Raw genomic sequence first — 17,285 nt, 5'->3', positions numbered from 1 at the left:
TCGCCACCTGACGCCACGCGGCCCCCGCGAAGGAATTAGGCTCCGAATCATGAGCAGGCTCCATGTCGTCAGCGGCAAGGGCGGAACCGGCAAGACCACGGTCGCCGCGGCACTCGCGCTTGCCCTCGCCGCCGAGGGCAAGCGGACCCTTCTGGTCGAAGTGGAGGGGCGGCAGGGCATCGCGCAGCTCTTCGAGACCGAGTCGCTGCCGTACGAGGAGCGGAAGATCGCGGTCGCTCCCGGCGGGGGCGGCGAGGTCCACGCGCTCGCGATCGACGCCGAGCGGGCGCTCCTGGACTACCTCCAGATGTTCTACAAGCTCGGCAGCGCCGGGCGCGCGCTCAAGAAGCTCGGCGCGATCGATTTCGCGACAACCATCGCCCCGGGCCTGCGGGACGTCCTGCTGACCGGCAAGGCCTGCGAGGCGGTGCGCCGCAAGGACCGCACGGGCCGCTACGTCTACGACCACGTGGTCATGGACGCCCCGCCGACCGGCCGCATCACCCGCTTCCTCAACGTCAACGACGAGGTGGCCGGGCTGGCCCGGATCGGCCCGATCCACAATCAGGCGCAGGCCGTGATGCGCGTCCTGAAGTCCCCGGAGACGGCCGTGCACTTCGTGACGCTCCTGGAGGAGATGCCGGTCCAGGAGACCGTGGACGGCATCGCCGAACTGCGCGCCGCCGGGCTGCCGGTGGGCGGCGTCGTCATCAACATGGTGCGCCCGGAGATCCTGGACGAGACGGCGGTGGAGATCGCCGCGAACGGCCGCCGCGCCGCCGTCGCCCACACGCTGGCGCACGCCCTGGAGGGCACCGGTTTCGGCGGCGCGCGCCATGCGGGCCTGGCCGAGCAGTTGGTCGACCCCCTGGTGGCGCAGGCGCGCGAGCACACCGAGCGGCTCGCCCTGGAGCACCGCGGCCGCACGGAGATATCGGGGCTCGGCCTGCCCACCTACGAACTGGAACTGCTCGGCGACGGCGTGGACCTGGCGGGCCTCTACCGCATGGCGCGCGAACTGCGGAAGCAAGGAGTCTCCGAGTGAGCCTGGACACGGCGTCCGTGCTGGACGTGGACCCCGTCCTGGACAACCCCCGCACCCGCATCGTGGTGTGCTGCGGCTCCGGTGGCGTCGGCAAGACGACGACCGCGGCGGCACTGGGAGTACGGGCCGCGGAGCGCGGCCGCAAGGTCGTCGTCCTCACCATCGACCCGGCCCGCAGGCTCGCGCAGTCGATGGGCATCGACGAGCTCGACAACGTGCCGCGCCGGGTGCCCGGAATCGACTCCTCCGCCGGTGGCGAGCTGCACGCCATGATGCTCGACATGAAGCGGACCTTCGACGAGATAGTCGAGGCGCACGCCGACAAGGAGCGCGCCCGCGCCATCCTGGAGAACCCCTTCTACCAGTCCCTGTCGGCCGGTTTCGCGGGCACGCAGGAGTACATGGCCATGGAGAAGCTCGGCCAGCTCCGCGCGCGGGACGAGTGGGACCTGATCGTCGTGGACACCCCGCCGAGCCGCTCGGCGCTCGACTTCCTGGACGCGCCGGGGCGCCTGGGGTCCTTCCTGGACGGGAAGTTCATCAAGGTGCTGATGGCCCCGGCGAAGATCGGCGGCCGGGCCGGGATGAAGTTCCTGGGCGTCGGCATGTCGGTGATGAGCGGCCCGCTCAACAAGCTGATGGGGGCGCAGCTCCTGCGCGACGTGCAGACCTTCGTGGCCGCCATGGACACGATGTTCGGTGGTTTCCGCACCCGCGCGGACGCCACCTACCGGCTGCTCCAGGCGCCCGGTACGGCCTTCCTGGTCGTCGCGGCTCCGGAGCGGGACGCCCTGCGGGAGGCCGCGTACTTCATCGAGCGGCTGGCCGCCGAGCGGATGCCACTGGCGGGCCTCGTCCTCAACCGGGTGCACGGCAGCGAGGCCGCCCGGCTCCCCGCGGACCGGGCGCTCGCCGCGGCGGAGGCGCTGCTCGACGGCTCGCTCGGCGCACCCGGTGAAGTCCTGGCGACGGCACCGATGGAAACATCGGAAAATCTTGATTGCGGCGGCATTGTGGATCGTGACAGCGGGCAAGCTGCCTCACGTACCGTTGATGCCCCGGGCACCGACGCTCCCACGGTCCCGTCCACTCCCGAGAGCGGCCTCCCCCAGCCCGCCCCCTCAGGAGGCTCCACGGCACAGGACTTCACCGCACAGGATTCCACCGCACGGCTCACCGCCGGTCTGCTGAGGCTGCACGCCGAGCGGATGCGGGTGCTCGCCCGAGAGCGCCGCACACGGGACCGCTTCACCGCACTGCACCCCGAGGTCGCGGTGGCGGAAGTCGCCGCCCTGCCGGGCGATGTGCACGACCTGGCGGGCCTGCGGGCGATCGGCGAGCGACTCGCCTGTCAGGCCGCGGGCAGCACGACGGCGGACGACACGGCCGCGGGGAAGGTCCCGGAAGCGCGCGCCGGGACGACCGGCTGAGCGCTGCGCTCCGCCTGTTGAGAACGAGGCCTGTCGACGAGGCCTGTTGAGGGCTCGCCCTGTCTGCCGAGTACGACCGGGCGCGCGGCCCGAAACCGCCGAGCGGCGCGCCGAGGCCCCCGACCGACGGCGCCGTGGGTAATGCCGTCGGTGTCGGGGCGCTCAGGATCGGCGCTCTCAGCGGCTAGCCGACCGCCGCATAGGCGTCGTACTCCTCGTCGCTCAGCGGCAGGATTCCCGCACCGCGCTCGTATTCCGTACGAGCGGTCTCCAGAAGCCTGCGCCACGAGGTGACGGTCGGCCGGCGCCTGAGCAGCGCACGCCGCTCACGCTCGGTCATCCCACCCCACACGCCGAACTCGACGCGGTTGTCCAGCGCGTCGGCCAGGCACTCGGTGCGCACCGGGCACCCGGTGCAGACCGCTTTGGCCCGGTTCTGTGCTGCGCCCTGAACGAATAGTTCATCCGGATCGGTAGTGCGGCAGGCTGCCTGCGCACTCCAGTCGGTTACCCAGCCCATGCTGGCGCCGTCCTCTCCCGAATTGAGGCTCCCCCACGGCGGCAGCGGCATATTCACCGTTGCCAGTTGAGGACGTTACGGAAGGCAGGCAGGGGGCAACACCCCCTTCGGGCCCAATCTTGGATGGCCCGAACGGACTATGCGTAGACGGCAGATCACCCAACGGAGTGAGCCAGCGACATCAGCGACTTTCCCCGCCATATCGGGGCAGTTCCCCCATGTCGCAGTGGTCACCGAGTGACACAGGCGGCAATACGGACACGTCTCATCACTCACAAGAGTGAAGGCGTAGGTGATGCTGAAACGCATCGCAGTGACTGGCGTGAAACAGCGTAGGCGAACACACGGGCGTCTGTCCGCCGAATGAGAACGTAGGCTTCCCTTCATGGCTATGAAGCGTTCGGGCGGGGGCCCCAGCAGGGGCCGCCAGGCCGCCAGGTTCCTCGGTGTCAGCGTGCTCTCCGGAGCGGTTCTTGCGGGCCTGGCCCTGCCTGCCGTCGGCGCCTTCGGCCTCGCGGCGAAGGGTTCGGTGGAGGGGTTCGACGACATCCCCGCGAGCCTCAAGACCCCTCCGCTCAGTCAGCGCACCACCATCCTCGACGCCCAGGGCGGCGAGATCGCGAAGGTGTACTCCCGCGACCGCACGGTCGTCCCGCTGAACGAGATCTCGCCCTACATGCAGCAGGCGATCGTCGCCATCGAGGACGCGCGCTTCTACGAGCACGGCGCGGTCGACCTCAAGGGCGTCCTCCGCGCGCTCAACAAGAACGCGCAGACCGGCGGCGTCTCCGAAGGTGCCTCGACCCTCACCCAGCAGTACGTGAAGAACATCTTCATCGAGGAGGCGGGCGACGACCCCGACAAGGTCGCCGTCGCCACCCAGCAGACCCTCGGCCGCAAGGTCAAGGAGCTGAAGTACGCCATCCAGGTCGAGAAGGAGCTCGGCAAGAAGCGGATCCTCAACAACTACCTGAACATCACCTTCTTCGGGCAGCAGTCCTACGGCGTGGAGGCCGCCTCCCAGCGCTACTTCAGCAAGCCCGCCAAGGACCTCTCCCTGGACGAGGCCGCCCTGCTGGCCGGCATCGTGCAGTCGCCCAGCCGCTACGACCCGGTCAACGCCCCCAAGGAAGCCACCAAGCGGCGCAACACCGTCCTCCAGCGGATGGCCGAGCTCAAGAACATCACCCCGGCCGAGGCCGCCGCCGCCCAGGCCAAGCCGCTCAAGCTCAAGGTCACCCGCCCCAAGAGCGGCTGCATCACCGCCGTCGACGGCGCCGGCTTCTTCTGCGACTACGTCCGCGAGACCTTCCTCCAGGACCCCGCCTTCGGCAAGACGAAGGAGGCGCGGGCCAAGCGCTGGAACGAGGGCGGCATGACGATCCGTACGACCCTGGACCCGCAGACCCAGAAGTCCGTGCAGAAGTCGATCAGCGATCACGTCTACCAGAACGATTCGGTGGCCACCGCGGTATCGATCGTCGAGCCCGGCACCGGCAAGGTGCTCGGCATGGGGCAGTCCCGGCCGTACGGCTTCGGGCAGAACCAGACGCAGATCAACTTCTCCGCCGACCACGCCCAGGGCGGCTCGACCTACGGCTTCCAGACCGGTTCGACCTTCAAGCCGATCCTCGCGGCGGCCGCCCTGGAGGAGGGCATCTCGCCGAACAAGGTCTACGGCTCGCCCTTCCAGATGGCCTACCCCGACTCGGTCGAGACGTGTGACGGCACCTGGCGCAACAGCGAGGGCGCGACGGTCAGCAACGAGAACCGGAGCGAGGTCGGCCCGTACGGCATGCGGGAGGCGACCGCGAAGTCGGTCAACACCTACTTCATCCAGATGATCGGCGACATCGGCACCTGCCCGGTGACGAAGATGGCCGCGAAGCTGGGCCTGAAGCCGGCCTCCGGCAAGAAGATGGACCAGGTGCCGTCGATCGCGCTGGGCACCCAGGGCATGTCGCCCCTGAAGATGGCCGCCGCCTACGCGGCCTTCGCCAACGGCGGCAAGTACTGCACCCCCGTCCTCATCAACTCGGCCACCGACCCCAACGGCAAGGGCATCAGCGTCCCCAAGACGCAGTGCTCGCGCGCGATGTCCGAGGAGACCGCCAACACCGTCAACGCCCTGCTCAAGGGCGTGGTCGAGGACGGCACCGGCAAGCAGGCCGGACTGGACGGCCGGGACAGCGCGGGCAAGACCGGTACGACGGACAGCCGTCACGCCGCCTGGTTCGTCGGCTACACCCCGAACATGGCGGGCGCGGTCTGGGTCGGCGGCCCCGGCAAGGACGTCGAGATGGAGGGCATCACCATCGGCGGCGTCTACCACGACAAGGTCTACGGCGGTGACACCCCGGGCCCCATCTGGCGCGACGCCATGACCGGCGCCCTGGACGGCAAGCCGGCGCCGACGTTCGACTCCGTGGGCAGCATCAGCGACGCCGCGCCGCAGGGCCGCGACAACGGCGGCACCGACCCGGCGACCGGCAACGGCAACGGCAACGGCAACGGCAACGGCAACGGCAACGGCAACAACGGTGCGAACACCGGCGCCGATGCGGGTACGGGCCACGGGCGGGGCAAGCCGGGCGGCGGCAAGCACAACCCGCCGGGCGGCACCGGCCACTGACGCCAACCGCTCGCGCATACGAAAGGGGCGCCCGGACCGTCATGGTCCGGGCGCCCCTTTACACGTGGGCGGTGTACGCGTACCGGCTCAGCCCGCGAGCAGGAGCTTCACCGCGGCGGCCACGCGGCCGCCCTCGGCACGGCCGGCCACCTTCGGGTTCACGATCTTCATGACGGCGCCCATGGCACGCGGGCCCTCCGCGCCCCCGGCCTTCGCCTCGGCCACGGCGGCCGCGACGATCGCGGTCAGCTCCTCGTCGGACAGCTGCTGCGGCAGGTACTCCGCGAGCACCACGCCCTCCGCGCGCTCCCGCTCCGCGGAGTCGGCGCGGCCGCCCTTGTCGAACGCCTCCGCGGCCTCGCGGCGCTTCTTCGCCTCGCGCGCGATCACCTTCTGCACCTCGTCGTCGGAGAGCTCGCGGGCGGACTTGCCCGCGGTCTCCTCGTAGGCGATCGCGGAGAGGGTGAGGCGGAGCGTGGCGGAGCGCAGCTCGTCACGCGCCTTGATGGCGTTCGTGAGGTCGTCGTGAAGCCTGGACTTGAGCGTGGTCATGCCGCAATCTTCGCACCCGGCCACGGCGAGCGCCCCGCATTAACGGCCGGTGCGGCGGCGGCGAGGCGATCCGGGAGCCGGATCCGGCACAACTCCCGTACGGAGTCCGGAGGTCGGCCTCGTGGAGTTATCCACAGGAGGGGACCGGGGTGCCCGCGGCGGGGGCGGGGTCTGCGACCATGGACGACATGCGCGCTCGTTATGGAGTACCCCTGGGAATCACCGCCGTCGGCGCGGCGGGCCTCGCCTACGCCGCCGGCTTCGAGGTCCGTTCCTTCCGGCTGCGGCGGGTCAGCGTGCCCGTGCTGCCGCCGGGGATGCGGCCACTGCGGGTGCTGCAGGTCTCCGACATCCACATGGTCGGCGGACAGCGCAAGAAACAGCGCTGGCTCCAGTCGCTGGCCGGGCTGCGCCCGGACTTCGTGATCAACACCGGGGACAACCTCTCCGACCCGGAGGGCGTCCCGGAGACGCTCGACGCGCTCGGCCCGCTGATGGAGTTCCCCGGCGCCTATGTCTTCGGGTCGAACGACTACTACGGACCGAAGCTCCGCAACCCCGCGCGCTATCTGCTGGAGAAGGCCAGCGGGCGCCACGGGCTGAACGGCAACGCCCCGGCCGTCGGCGTGATCCACAACCCCTGGGAGGAGCTGCGCGACGGCTTCGACTCCGCGGGCTGGGTCAACCTCACCAACACCCGCGGCAGCCTCAAGATCGACGGCTATGACATCGCGCTCACCGGCCTCGACGACCCGCACATCAAGCGCGACCGCTATGCGGAGGTGACCGGCGGCCCCCGCCAGGACGCCGACTTCTCCATGGCCGTCGTCCACGCCCCCTATCTGCGGGTGCTCGACGCCTTCACCGCCGATCAGTACCCCCTGATCCTCGCCGGGCACACCCACGGCGGCCAGCTCTGCATCCCCTTCTACGGCGCGCTGGTCACCAACTGCGACATCGACGCCCAGCGGGTCAAGGGCCTCTCCACCCACCGGGCCGGCGGCCACCGCTCCTATCTCCACGTCTCGGCGGGCTGCGGCACCAACCGCTACACCCCGGTCCGCTTCGCCTGCCCCCCGGAGGTCACCCTCCTCACCCTCACCCCCCGCGACCGCGACTGACCCGGGCAGGTTTCCGGCGCCCACCCGTACGGTGGAGGGATGATCGACCCGACCTCCTCCACCACTCGGCTCGGCCCGCCCGGTGCGGCGGGCGTCCCCGCCTCCGCCGTCGTGCCCACAGGCCGCCGCCCCGTCGCGGCGGCCTTCCGCGCGCTCGTGGCCCTCGCCGCGCTCACCGGCATCGTCCTGGACTCGATCGACTCCGACGACCTGGGCCGGCTCTTCAGCTACTTCACGATCCAGTCCAACATCGTGGTGGCCGTCACCTTCGCCTGGGCCGCCCACCGCGCCTGGACCGCGCGCCCCGCCCTCTCCCCACGGATCACGGGCGCAGCGCTGCTGTACATAAGCATCACGGGTCTCGTATTTCACTTCGTTCTGTCGAACGACTCCAGCGGCTTCTCCATGACCAGCGAGCGAACCCCCCTCGAGTCGGTCGCCAACCAGCTCCTGCACACCGTGACCCCACTCGCGGCCGCATTCGACTGGCTCGTGCTCACCGCACCCGGCGGCTTCCTCCTGCGCCACGCCTGGCAGTGGCTCGCCTACCCCCTCTTCTACTTCCCCTTCGCCCTGCTCCGCGGCGCCCTCCTAGACCCCGGCACGGAGGGCCGCTACCCCTACCCCTTCCTGGACGTCGACCTCCAGGGTTACGCCGGCGTCCTGGGCAACGCCGTCGTCTTCGGCCTGGCCTTCTACGTACTGGCCCTCGCCCTCACCCTCCTCGACCGGGTACGCCCCCACCTGCGCGCCCCCCGGAATCGGATTTCGTCTCTGGGCTCCGGTCCGCTAAAGTAGAGCTCGTTGCGCCGGGGACCTGCGAAAACGGGTTCTGGAGCAGCGATCGGGGTGTAGCGCAGCTTGGCAGCGCGCTTCGTTCGGGACGAAGAGGTCGTGGGTTCAAATCCCGCCACCCCGACAGCTGAAACAGCACTTCAGCCCTGGTCTTCTCGGAAGAGAAGACCAGGGCTGAAGTGTTTTTGTGCGCCCGGACGGCGTCTCTGGAGTGATCCTGGAGTGGATCAAGAGAGTCACTCCAGTGGGAGGCTCCTACCGGAGCACCCTCAGCAGTCCATCGAGGACTCGCACGGGTGATCTGGGGCACATCGCACGGCGGGCTTCCGGCGACGCCCCCATTCCGTCCTCGACCGCATAGGGCCTGTCCGGTGCGTCAGGCGGCAGGGCGAGGGAACAGATCACTGCCCTGAGGGAGGCTCCCCCGGCAGCCTCCGTGCGCCCCCGGGCGGCGGCGTGCTTCCCGGCGAGCGGGGCAGCCTCCCTCACGACCCGAAGCACCGGACACCAGCCCTGTCGAGGAGTGCCTCTGTGAATACCTTCCGCCGTGCCGCCATCGCCGCAGCCCTCACCCTGGGCGTCATCGCCCTGGCGGTTCCGGCCCCGGCCCTGGCCGCTGACCATACGGCCGACAGCGGCGCCACGGACTTCATCTACGCGACTCTCCTCGCCATCATCCAATGCCTGGCGGCGGCGACGTAGTTCTGGCTCATGGCCTTTCCGGCGGGTGCTGCGAACGGCAACCCGCCGGACAAGCCTTGGAGACTGCAGCCGACGGAGACCGTTCAGCCCGAGATGACGACGTGGCTGACTGCGGTCATGCGGTCAGTGGTCGTCCCAGTGCCCGTCGTGCTGGGCATGGCGGTGTCCGTCGTGGATGTAGTCCACATGGTCCGCGTGCGGTACCGCGACGTGGCCGCAGCCGGGGTGGTGCTGGTGGTCGTGGCTCTGATGGACGGTGTGGGCCGAGGGCTCGCACGCATCGGTGTGGTTCTCGTGCGTGCGGTGCAGGTGCCCGTCGTGCACGTAGTCGGTGTGGTCGCCGTGCGGTATCGCGACGTGCCCGCATCCGGCTCCGTGCGCATGGGTGTGCAGTGCATGAGAAGCGTGCGTGGCTGCCGTCATGGCAATGCCTTCTCTCTCCCCGTTCTGTCGGGTCTGACCGGAGGCCGAGTCTGCCGCGCAAGGGCTGTGAACGGGTAGGAATCCAGGAGATTGCCGGAAGTAGGCCGGAACCGCGCCATGCCCCGAACGCAGGCTGAAATCTGTCCACTTGGGGGAGTCGGCTCCGCTTCCGGACATGGTCGCCGGCTGCGCCTCCGGCCCGCCGCGACCCGGACGTCGCTGGCCGAATCCGATGCTTGCCCATGCCCACAAAGACGCCTAACCTCCCCCACGAGGCCAGGCAGCCACGCTGCCGACCCGGCTCTCCCGGACCCCGAGGCCACAGTGCCCACACAAGGACGACCGGAGATCGCGACCCGCTGCGCGTGTTCCCCGGTCCCGCCCTTCCCGGCCTGTCTGTCAGGGGCTTCCGATCGCTCCGTGTCCCTGTCGGCCAGGAAGGGCGGATCCACGCTGTCGCCGAGAGAGAAAGGAGCCCCACGCTCCAGCGTCCGGCCGCCGCCGGTGTCCACTCTCCTCCTGGCGGCGGCCGGCTCTCCCTCAGTCCGGATGTCCCTGCGTGCAGGCCAGCGCATCGTCCAACGTGGCAACCGGCCGGAGAACCGTGTGCAGTTCGGCGGCCTTCAGGATCCGCAGGTGCCACGGCCGGGTGCAGATCAGAGCGAAGGAACCACCGCCCTCCACTGCGCGCCGACGGGCCCGGCACAACAGGGTGAGCGTGGTGCAGTCCATGAACTGCACCTGACGGAGGTCGATGACCACCCGGGAACCTGCCTGTGACGTCGCGGCGTCGACATGCTCCTGGAGATCGACGGCGATGGCCAGGTCGATGTCGCCGTGGAACTGCACCACAGTGACACCGTCCAGCACATAGCTGCGCGCGTTCAGGCCCGCCTTGGGCAGTTCCGTCCGGGGAGGAGCGGGCGGCTCCGGGACGGAATCTCGGCGCTTGATGCCCATGGCAATCCCGATACAACTGGCCCCGCAACAGCGGGACATGCGATCACGCGGACAGCCACCGGGGGCCAGGGCGACACCCGCAACCCTAGAAACAGAACGGGTGCAGAATCGTGCCGCCCTACACCGATTCACCCGTGTGAGTGACGCGGGCGGGGTGGAAGTCGGGGTTCCCACTGACACGGCCCCTCCTCTGCCGCCTGCCTTCGGAGCCGGTCCGTCGCCCTCCCCGCAGCGGGGGCGGGCACCGGGGCCGTACCCGGCCAACGCCGGCCCGGTCCGTCAGCGCCCGCTCTTCGCCCGGTCGGGGCGCACACGTCCTTCGATGACGTCGAGTGCCACAGCGGCGATCTTCCGTTGATGCGAGCGCGCATAATCGCGTAGCAGGTCGAACGCCTCGTTCATGGAGAGCGCCAGCCGACTCGCGAGCATGCCCTTGGCCTGCTCGACCAGTACCCGGCTGTTCAGCGCGCCCTCCAACTGCGTCGTCAAAGTGCGGCTTTCGCTCAGCTCTCGCTCGCGCAGCATGGCGATCGTGGCGGCGTCCGCCAGCGACTGCCCGAGATCGAGCGTGTCCTGGGTCAACGAGGTGGTTCCGGTGCACAGCAGGACGAGTGAACCGACGGATTCGTCGCGCAGCCGCAGGGGCAGCGCCGCGACCCGGGTGTAGCCCAGGGCGTGGGCCCCCGGGGCATATCGCGGCCACCGCTGCCGGGCCGCTGTCCCGGCGAGCCCGATGTCGAGTCGGGCGCCGGAGCGATGACAGTCGTGACAGGGGCCCTCCTGCCATTGGGCGGCGTCCGCCTCGAGCCGTGCCACCAGAGGATCGGAGGCGGCCGCTTGCGTACCTTGAGACCCGTATCCGGCAAGCACCACCCCTGCGGCGGCACGGACGTCGAGCAGCTTGACGCTGCACTCCGTGAGAGTGGCCAGGAATGCCGCGATGTCGTAGGAATCGTCCAGCGTGTCGGCCAGAGCCACGAACGCGTCGGCCAGCCGCTGATCCGGCGTGGGCATGCCATTTCCCCTCAGCTGAGTTTCAGGTCTCCGGACACAATCCGTTGAGCGATCGACTCCGGGGGCTCTCCCAGGGCGAAGGCGCGCGCCTTGATGAGCGCGAGCGCATCACCGACCGGGCAGCGGACCTGCTCGGAGAGCATGCCCGCGGCCTGGTGGACGACGGGCCGGTGGTCGACGTCGCCGTACAGGCCGGCATCGGCGTCCGGGCCGAGGAGCACACTGTCGGTGAGCGCGGCGGCCACCTCGTCGAAGACCCCGGATTCCGCGAGGCCGGGCCGGGGGTCGAAGACGGTGAGCGCGCCGATGCAGCCCACCGGCGTCGTGAGCGGCATGGCGACGACGAGGGAAAGGCCGAGCGAGGCCAGCCCGGAGCCGTAGCCCGGCCAGCACTTCTCGACGTCCGGACCGACAGCGGCCACCGGGCGGCGATCACGTGCCGCCTCCCGCGCCGGTCCCGCGCCGAGCACGTACTCCAAGTCCTGAGCGGTTCGGGAGAGCCGGTCCGAGGCGGCGACCGCGAGCTGGCTCAAGTCGGTGCCGATGAGGGTGAGCGCGGCACTTCGTGTGCCGCATGCCTCCGCGACCCCGGTCATGAAGACCGGCCGGGCACCGCGGCCCGTCGGCCCGTCGGCCATACGGCGTGCGAACGTCTCCTGCAGCCGCGCCGCCGCGATATGGCGGTCTGCCGTCCTGCGGTGCATCGAGGCCATGGACGTGTGGAACTCCCGCCCCGTCTCCTCGGCCCGGCGCTCATGCCGCTCCGCGTGGACTCCCTGCTGCGCGGCGCGCTCCCTCGCCAGGGCGGCTCGCTGCCAGGCAGCCTCCGCCCGCCGACTCGACGAGTTCGAACTGCCGCCCTCTACGGTCATGTTCACAGCGTACGCCTGGCGGTGTGAACCGCTACCCCGCGTTGGTGGCGTCCTCCATCAGCAGCACCACTCCGCCGTTGTGACCGTCGAAAGGAGAACAGATCACCGCACAGTTGATGCTTCTGCCGATACGATTGACGGCGGGGATCCCCACCGGGCCCGCCCGCTTGCCCGACGCGATGCATTTCTGGATGACCTCGCGCAATTCGGTGGTGGGCAGCCCGAAGTCCAGTGTGTAGAAGTGCTCGTCGAGCACTTCCTCCGCGCGCAGCCCCCACAGTTCGACCGCGCCCCGGTTCCAGCTCTTCACCTTCATGTCGGCGGTCAGGACCACCACACCGGCCGCGATACTGCCCACCACGCCTTCCAGGAATGCCCTGGCTTCGTCCAGATCCTTGGTGCGGATGCGCATCTCGTCGTTCATCGTTTCGAGCTCTTCATGGCCCGACTGCAGTTCTTCGTTGGTGGTTTCGAGCTCCTCGTTGGTCGACTGGAGCTCCTCATTGGTGGTCTCCAACTCCTCGATGCTCGACTGGAGCTCCTCGTTCGTGGTCTCCAACTCCTCGTTGGTCGACTGGAGCTCCTCGTATGCCGTTTCGAGGTCATCACGGACCCGCTTGACTTCCGCCTTGAGCTGCGTGGCATGCGTGACGTCGGTGAAGGTGATGTTGGTGGCGACCGGGAGGCCGGGACCGCTCGAGATCGGCTGGACGAGGATGTCGTAATACTGAGTGCCGCCGTCGCCCAGGTGCCGTTCGACACCGTTGGCACGCAGTGTCCGGCGTTCGTGCGTGGCCTGCTCGATAAGGGAACGGAGTTCGATGGGCCGGTAGGAGAGCTCCAGATCCTGGAAGGGGCGGCCCACGTCATTGACGTTGAGGCCGAACCGGGAGCGCGCCTGGCTGTTGATCAGCACTACGGTTCCCTCCGCGTCCAGGGCGACGCCGGCGGACGGAGCCGCGTCGAGGATCAGATCGCGCAGTTGTCGGGTCCTAGTAGTCGCCTGCACCTCAGGCCCCATGATCGGCCTCACCTTGGCGGGCATCGGGGGATAGGGAAGGTTGTTGGCGCCGGGGCGGCAGCGGAAGATGCGCTGGCGGATGCTGACCGCCTCGAACCGCTCTCCGTGGTTGAGCAGCATCTCGGCCTTGCCGAGGAAGAGGTACCCGCCCTCCCGCAGCGCGAAGTGGAAACGGTCGAGGATCTGGGCCTGCGCCTCGACGTTGAAGTACATCAGGGTGTTGCGGCAGACCAGCAGGTCCAGGCGGGAGATGGGGGCGTCACGGGTGATGTCGTGACGGCCGAAGATGACCCGACGCCGGAGATCGGGCCGGAAGACGAACTTGGCGCCGTTCTGCTCGAAGTACTTCTCCCGCAGTTCCGCGGAGAGCGGCTCCAGGGTCTTCGCCGGATAGAGCCCCGCGCGGGCTTCGCGCAGTGCTTCCTCGTCCACGTCCGTGGCGTAGATCTTGACGCGCTGGAGGCATTCCTCGATACCGAGCGCCTCCGCGAACATGATGGCCAGCGAGAACGCTTCCTCACCGCTGGAACAGCCGGCGCTCCATACCCGGATCTCGGCCTCGGGGCCGACATCCGCGATTATGTCGGGGACGACCTCACGCTGGAGAAGAGCCCACGCGTCCTGGTCACGGAACATGGACGTGACATTGATGAGGATCGTGTTGAACAGGGTGCGGAACTCGTCCGTATCGGTCTCGAGCAGATCGCGGTACTCCGCGTAGCCCTGGACACCCGCCTCGTTCATCCGCTTGCGGATACGCCGGGTCAAGGTGGAACGCTTGTATCCGGTGAAGTCGAATCCGCGTGCATCGCGGATGAAATCGAGCAGTTCCTCGAACTCTTGGTCAGTCTCGGCACCGGCCGACTGGCTCATCACTGCCTCTTGGTCTCGGTCAGACCGCGGACGGCCGCGGCGATTTCGTCAAGGGGTAGCACAAAGTCGACGGCCCCCGTCTGAACCGCCGCCTCCGGCATGCCCCTGAACTCTGCCGTCTGCGGATCCTCGGCGATCACGGTGCCTCCGTGCGACTTCACCGCGAGCACCCCCGTCGCGCCGTCGACGCCGGTGCCGGTGAGCACGCAGGCGATGGCCCGCGGACCGTAGGCATCGGCCACCGATTCGAAGAGCCGATCGGCAGAGGGCCGCACGAAGTGAACGAGGGCATCACTCGACAACGTGAGGACCCCCTCGGGCCCGACGAGGAGGTGTCGATCGGGCGGAGCCACATAAACGGTCCCCGCCTCGACGTGTTCACGATCCTCGGCCAATTTGACAGGAAGAGACGATTTGCGGCCGAGGATCTCAGCGATGAAGCTCCGGTGCCGCCGATCCAGGTGCTGGACGACGAGCACCGGTACCCGGAGGCCAGGGGCCAGGGATCCCAGGAACACGCCAAGGCCGCGGATGCCGCCGGCCGAGGCGGCGACCGCCACGATGGCGTACGGGTCCGGTACGTGCTGGTCTGCCGTCACAGGGCGAGACTAACGGACCCGGTCCCGGGGAACCGGTCAGCTTTCGCGCAGCTTGCGACACCTTCCGGGGGCGCCGTACGGCACGGTCGCAACGGCTGCCGACGGATGGGCCGACATGGGCGTCAGCACCCCGAACATCCTCCCGGGGAAGCTTGACACTCACGCGAGCTACGCCGACCCCAAGGGTCGGTATCTTCCTCGCCGTGGAGCTGTACGAACACAGGAAGAAACTCCCGGGCGAGCGGGGAGTGGATCTTGCAAGGTGGCCCGTTCCCGGGTTCAAATCCCGCCACCTCGATAGAGAAACACCAGGTCAGGCGCGCCCCGGACGCAGATGGCGGGAGGCTGCCAGGCAGGAGGACAGCCATGTCGCCTCAGAGCGGTTGATGATCAGGTCGGCCACGGTGATCATCCCTTCCATGACTCCGTCGAGCCGTATCGAATGATCACCGACCCGGACCATCTCCCAGTCCGCGTCGCTGTGCCAAAGCCGGGCGGTCTTGTCGCCCCGCCGCTGGGCGAAGACGAGTTCCTCGCCGTGCTCGTTCATGAAGTAGCCGACGTAGTCCTTACCACTGATGGCGCCACCGCAGAGTCTCGCCAGGAGCGGCTCGATCGCGGGAGAGTCGTCGTTCATGCCGTGTGTCCCTCAACTTGGCCGGAGGTCTGCTCGGCCGACGAGAGCGCCAGCATCCGCTCCGCAGACTCCAGCAAGGTCTCGTAGGTGATCACTTCTATACGTGCCATGTGCGTGTTGTAGGTCCGCAGCGTGTCTGCGACCTGCTGGGGTGTGACCCCCTCATTCACGTACTGCGGATGCCCGATCACGACAGTCGCGGAGGCCCTGCGCGTGTCGACCCCGTACTGCGCGAGGATGGTTTCACGGCCCTCGTCCAAGGTCCGTAGGTAGTTCTGCGTCTGCGAGACCGCGCGGTGGACCGGGGCACCCAGCATGAGTTGACCGCTGGGCCGGATGACCAGTTTCTCGATGTTGGCGCGCTTGAGTTCCACCACGTGCAAAGAGCCGTCCCCTCGCAGTAGCGGAATGTCGAGAATGGTGTCCGGGGTGTACTGACGGCGGGCCAGCTCAGCCACGAAGGCGCCGCCGAAGATCCACTCCTGGTTCTTCAGGCAGGCGTGGAGGGCGCCCTCAGAGCTCTCGGGGCGGTCCACTGCGACGCGCAGGGCGGCGAGGCCCGCCCGCCTGGCCCGCAGTTCCAGCAGCTGGGCCAGCATTCCGGCGTCCGCGTCCTCCAGGAACTCGCTCATCATCCGGGCGGTCTCGGCAGAGGCCGGCCGGGGAAGATCCTTCAGGATCAGCTCCATGTGCCCGAACTCCTGGAGGCGCTTGAGGTACTTGGTGGGCAGCTGGATTCCGCCCTCGCCGTCTCCGATACCCAGATGGCCGGTGGACCGGGCGATGCCGTGGAAGAGAGCGAGGGCGTCGGTGACACTCGCATCGGGGTTCTCGGCGCGCAGCGCCTCCAAGGTGGACACGGCTCGATCGGCGCCCATGGCAGCCATCCGCCGCATGAACTCCTCGCTCCGCTGCCGCGCCTTCGCGTCGTAGTAATTCTCAATGGTGTCAAGGAAGAGTTCGCCGCCCGCGTAGCCGGCGAACCTCTGAAAGCGCTGAGCCAGCGCGAACTCCTCATGGAGCAGGCACTCTTGGGCCGCATCCTCCAGGGCGTCCACCAACGGCCTTCCCTTGCCGTACGTCCCGCCGAAGCCATCGCCCATGATGCGCAGCACCGCATCGATCTGTTCATGTACGCCGGCGTGCTCGGTGAGTTTTCGCGCTTCTTCGACCATGCGCCTGAGCGAGAAGCTGGATCGGAATATCGCCATACCAGGACTTTAGAAGTCGGCACTGACAACTATGGTCCGCAGCAGTCGTGCGGCTGAGGCTGCTGTCAATGATCGCCTCGCGCAAGGGCGGGAAGATCTGCGTCTACGGCCTCACCCCGGCCTTCGACCTCTTCCAGCCGACTGGCTGCTGCCGGAGATGACCAACAAGCTCGCCGGGGTCCTCACCCGCCCCGGCCGGCCCGCGTCCGCGGAGGCGTCCTCGTGAGCGACAACACCGCCACCCCGACAGCTCAAACAGCACTTCAGGTCTGGTTTCCTTTCACAGGAAACCAGACCTGAAGCACTTTCGGGTATCTGGAGGGTGCGCAGGGAACGAGCAGGGAGTGGATCTCGGTACTGATGGCTGCTTCACCTTCTTCCACCGTCTCCGGCCGTGCCACGCGGAAGCACCCGATCGCGCCCGGCACACTGATCGCCGCACTGTGGGTGCCGGTCGCGACCGTTGTCGGCGTGGTCACTTCCTGGCAGGTGCAGAACATCGACCGCGACTGGGTCGAACGGCAACAGGCGGCATGCCGGCACATGCCCTTCCCGAAAGCGGAACATGTCGCCGCGTGGGCTGGGCCGGTCCTCGGCATTTCCGCGGTCGTTGTCTGCGTACTGCTCGCCAAGCGGATCCGCCGGCAGTACGGCGTCCCGCTCTGGGGGACGAAGCGAGGGCTCGTGGCTTACATCGGCGTGTGGCCCGGCATGCTGACGATTCCGCTGGAGCTGTTCCTGCTGTACGCGACGTACTCGCCCGTCGATTCAGGTCCCGTCCTGGGCGACTGCGGATAGCGCCCCGGCCGGAGCCCCAGGCCACCCCGACAGGTGAAACAGCACTTCAGGCGCCCGGAAGGCACGCGGGCGGCACGCGG

General features: G+C 68.7%; 17 protein-coding genes, 1 tRNA gene and 1 pseudogene. 9 read left to right on the top strand and 10 right to left on the bottom strand.

Annotated elements, in window-relative coordinates; translation table 11 throughout:
• Window positions 1–49 precede the first annotated feature (49 nt).
• Together DXZ73_RS23635 and DXZ73_RS23630 are read left to right on the top strand one after the other, a co-directional pair.
• Entirely contained in the window at window positions 50–1,045 is a 996-nt protein-coding gene (locus DXZ73_RS23635; protein WP_116213075.1) for an ArsA family ATPase, read from the top strand.
• Entirely contained in the window at window positions 1,042–2,475 is a 1,434-nt protein-coding gene (locus tag DXZ73_RS23630; protein ID WP_116213074.1) for an ArsA family ATPase, read from the top strand. Before DXZ73_RS23635 ends, DXZ73_RS23630 begins: the two co-directional genes overlap by 4 nt.
• A 184-nt stretch (window positions 2,476–2,659) precedes the next feature.
• On the opposite strand, the gene DXZ73_RS23625 is transcribed toward DXZ73_RS23630, so the two are convergent.
• Complete coding sequence (locus DXZ73_RS23625; RefSeq protein WP_205519362.1) at window positions 2,660–2,995, bottom strand: WhiB family transcriptional regulator; 336 nt, start codon at window positions 2,993–2,995, stop codon at window positions 2,660–2,662.
• Between the two features lie 385 nt (window positions 2,996–3,380).
• On the opposite strand from DXZ73_RS23625, the gene DXZ73_RS23615 reads away from it, so the two are divergent.
• Entirely contained in the window at window positions 3,381–5,627 is a 2,247-nt protein-coding gene (locus DXZ73_RS23615) for a transglycosylase domain-containing protein (protein ID WP_116213071.1), read from the top strand.
• A gap of 87 nt (window positions 5,628–5,714) precedes the next feature.
• On the opposite strand, the gene DXZ73_RS23610 is transcribed toward DXZ73_RS23615, so the two are convergent.
• Window positions 5,715–6,179, bottom strand: a complete 465-nt coding sequence (locus tag DXZ73_RS23610) for a GatB/YqeY domain-containing protein (protein ID WP_116213070.1) — start codon at window positions 6,177–6,179, stop codon at window positions 5,715–5,717.
• A gap of 188 nt (window positions 6,180–6,367) precedes the next feature.
• Here DXZ73_RS23610 and DXZ73_RS23605 point away from each other — a divergent pair, with 188 nt between their 5' ends.
• The 4 genes from DXZ73_RS23605 to DXZ73_RS38305 all read left to right on the top strand — a co-directional run bounded on the left by DXZ73_RS23605 (window position 6,368) and on the right by DXZ73_RS38305 (window position 8,797).
• Window positions 6,368–7,300, top strand: coding sequence for a metallophosphoesterase (locus DXZ73_RS23605; RefSeq protein WP_116215795.1), 933 nt, complete (start codon window positions 6,368–6,370; stop codon window positions 7,298–7,300).
• Window positions 7,301–7,339: 39 nt separating this feature from the next.
• Window positions 7,340–8,098, top strand: a complete 759-nt coding sequence (locus DXZ73_RS23600; protein WP_116213069.1) for a Pr6Pr family membrane protein — start codon at window positions 7,340–7,342, stop codon at window positions 8,096–8,098.
• Between the two features lie 47 nt (window positions 8,099–8,145).
• Window positions 8,146–8,219: transfer RNA gene (locus tag DXZ73_RS23595), tRNA-Pro, on the top strand.
• A gap of 407 nt (window positions 8,220–8,626) precedes the next feature.
• On the top strand, window positions 8,627–8,797 hold the full coding sequence (locus tag DXZ73_RS38305) for a hypothetical protein (protein ID WP_162890307.1): 171 nt from the start codon (window positions 8,627–8,629) through the stop codon (window positions 8,795–8,797).
• Between the two features lie 123 nt (window positions 8,798–8,920).
• On the opposite strand, the gene DXZ73_RS23590 is transcribed toward DXZ73_RS38305, so the two are convergent.
• The 8 genes from DXZ73_RS23590 to DXZ73_RS23555 form a co-directional block, all read right to left on the bottom strand.
• Window positions 8,921–9,220 (bottom strand): hypothetical protein, encoded by a 300-nt coding sequence (locus DXZ73_RS23590; protein ID WP_116213068.1) that lies wholly within the window; start codon window positions 9,218–9,220, stop codon window positions 8,921–8,923.
• 540 nt (window positions 9,221–9,760) lie between these two features.
• Window positions 9,761–10,180, bottom strand: a complete 420-nt coding sequence (locus DXZ73_RS23585; RefSeq protein ID WP_116213067.1) for an STAS domain-containing protein — start codon at window positions 10,178–10,180, stop codon at window positions 9,761–9,763.
• A gap of 279 nt (window positions 10,181–10,459) precedes the next feature.
• On the bottom strand, window positions 10,460–11,194 hold the full coding sequence (locus tag DXZ73_RS23580; RefSeq protein WP_116213066.1) for a GAF and ANTAR domain-containing protein: 735 nt from the start codon (window positions 11,192–11,194) through the stop codon (window positions 10,460–10,462).
• 11 nt (window positions 11,195–11,205) lie between these two features.
• Window positions 11,206–12,066 carry an ANTAR domain-containing protein gene (locus tag DXZ73_RS23575; RefSeq protein WP_116215794.1) on the bottom strand — a complete coding sequence of 287 codons (861 nt, stop codon included), beginning with the start codon at window positions 12,064–12,066 and terminating at the stop codon, window positions 11,206–11,208.
• A gap of 31 nt (window positions 12,067–12,097) precedes the next feature.
• Window positions 12,098–13,960, bottom strand: coding sequence for a CheR family methyltransferase (locus DXZ73_RS23570; RefSeq protein WP_116213065.1), 1,863 nt, complete (start codon window positions 13,958–13,960; stop codon window positions 12,098–12,100).
• Window positions 13,960–14,559 carry a chemotaxis protein CheB gene (locus DXZ73_RS23565; RefSeq protein WP_116213064.1) on the bottom strand — a complete coding sequence of 200 codons (600 nt, stop codon included), beginning with the start codon at window positions 14,557–14,559 and terminating at the stop codon, window positions 13,960–13,962. Before DXZ73_RS23565 ends, DXZ73_RS23570 begins: the two co-directional genes overlap by 1 nt.
• 313 nt (window positions 14,560–14,872) lie before the next feature.
• Complete coding sequence (locus DXZ73_RS23560) at window positions 14,873–15,196, bottom strand: hypothetical protein (protein ID WP_116213063.1); 324 nt, start codon at window positions 15,194–15,196, stop codon at window positions 14,873–14,875.
• The gene (locus DXZ73_RS23555; RefSeq protein ID WP_116213062.1) at window positions 15,193–16,407 is read right to left on the bottom strand and encodes a Shedu anti-phage system protein SduA domain-containing protein; all 1,215 of its coding nucleotides are present in this window, start codon (window positions 16,405–16,407) and stop codon (window positions 15,193–15,195) included. The genes DXZ73_RS23560 and DXZ73_RS23555 overlap by 4 nt, the downstream gene beginning before the upstream one ends.
• A gap of 47 nt (window positions 16,408–16,454) precedes the next feature.
• Between DXZ73_RS23555 and DXZ73_RS39565 the strand changes: the two are divergent.
• Both DXZ73_RS39565 and DXZ73_RS23550 read left to right on the top strand, forming a co-directional pair.
• Window positions 16,455–16,633: pseudogene (locus DXZ73_RS39565) on the top strand (transcriptional regulator); the annotation flags it as partial.
• Between the two features lie 134 nt (window positions 16,634–16,767).
• The gene (locus DXZ73_RS23550; protein WP_116213061.1) at window positions 16,768–17,205 is read left to right on the top strand and encodes a hypothetical protein; all 438 of its coding nucleotides are present in this window, start codon (window positions 16,768–16,770) and stop codon (window positions 17,203–17,205) included.
• The last annotated feature ends 80 nt before the right edge of the window (window positions 17,206–17,285 follow it).

The organism is Streptoverticillium olivoreticuli subsp. olivoreticuli (assembly GCF_003391135.1).
GTDB classification, from domain to species: Bacteria; Actinomycetota; Actinomycetes; order Streptomycetales; family Streptomycetaceae; genus Streptomyces; species Streptomyces blastmyceticus.
This window is presented reverse-complemented; position numbering and strand designations above follow the sequence as displayed.

Excerpts from the sequence above, each read along its gene's own strand:
- DXZ73_RS23570 (WP_116213065.1), bottom strand. The coding sequence starts at position 13,960 with ATGAGCCAGTCGGCCGGTGCCGAGACTGACCAAGAGTTCGAGGAACTG.
- DXZ73_RS23605 (WP_116215795.1), top strand. The coding sequence starts at position 6,368 with ATGCGCGCTCGTTATGGAGTACCCCTGGGAATCACCGCCGTCGGCGCG.
- DXZ73_RS23585 (WP_116213067.1), bottom strand. The coding sequence starts at position 10,180 with ATGGGCATCAAGCGCCGAGATTCCGTCCCGGAGCCGCCCGCTCCTCCC.
- DXZ73_RS23580 (WP_116213066.1), bottom strand. The coding sequence starts at position 11,194 with ATGCCCACGCCGGATCAGCGGCTGGCCGACGCGTTCGTGGCTCTGGCC.
- DXZ73_RS23600 (WP_116213069.1), top strand. The coding sequence starts at position 7,340 with ATGATCGACCCGACCTCCTCCACCACTCGGCTCGGCCCGCCCGGTGCG.
- DXZ73_RS23550 (WP_116213061.1), top strand. The coding sequence starts at position 16,768 with ATGGCTGCTTCACCTTCTTCCACCGTCTCCGGCCGTGCCACGCGGAAG.
- DXZ73_RS23625 (WP_205519362.1), bottom strand. The coding sequence starts at position 2,995 with ATGGGCTGGGTAACCGACTGGAGTGCGCAGGCAGCCTGCCGCACTACC.
- DXZ73_RS23560 (WP_116213063.1), bottom strand. The coding sequence starts at position 15,196 with ATGAACGACGACTCTCCCGCGATCGAGCCGCTCCTGGCGAGACTCTGC.
- DXZ73_RS23555 (WP_116213062.1), bottom strand. The coding sequence starts at position 16,407 with ATGGCGATATTCCGATCCAGCTTCTCGCTCAGGCGCATGGTCGAAGAA.
- DXZ73_RS23635 (WP_116213075.1), top strand. The coding sequence starts at position 50 with ATGAGCAGGCTCCATGTCGTCAGCGGCAAGGGCGGAACCGGCAAGACC.
- DXZ73_RS23610 (WP_116213070.1), bottom strand. The coding sequence starts at position 6,179 with ATGACCACGCTCAAGTCCAGGCTTCACGACGACCTCACGAACGCCATC.
- DXZ73_RS23615 (WP_116213071.1), top strand. The coding sequence starts at position 3,381 with ATGGCTATGAAGCGTTCGGGCGGGGGCCCCAGCAGGGGCCGCCAGGCC.
- DXZ73_RS23590 (WP_116213068.1), bottom strand. The coding sequence starts at position 9,220 with ATGACGGCAGCCACGCACGCTTCTCATGCACTGCACACCCATGCGCAC.
- DXZ73_RS23575 (WP_116215794.1), bottom strand. The coding sequence starts at position 12,066 with ATGACCGTAGAGGGCGGCAGTTCGAACTCGTCGAGTCGGCGGGCGGAG.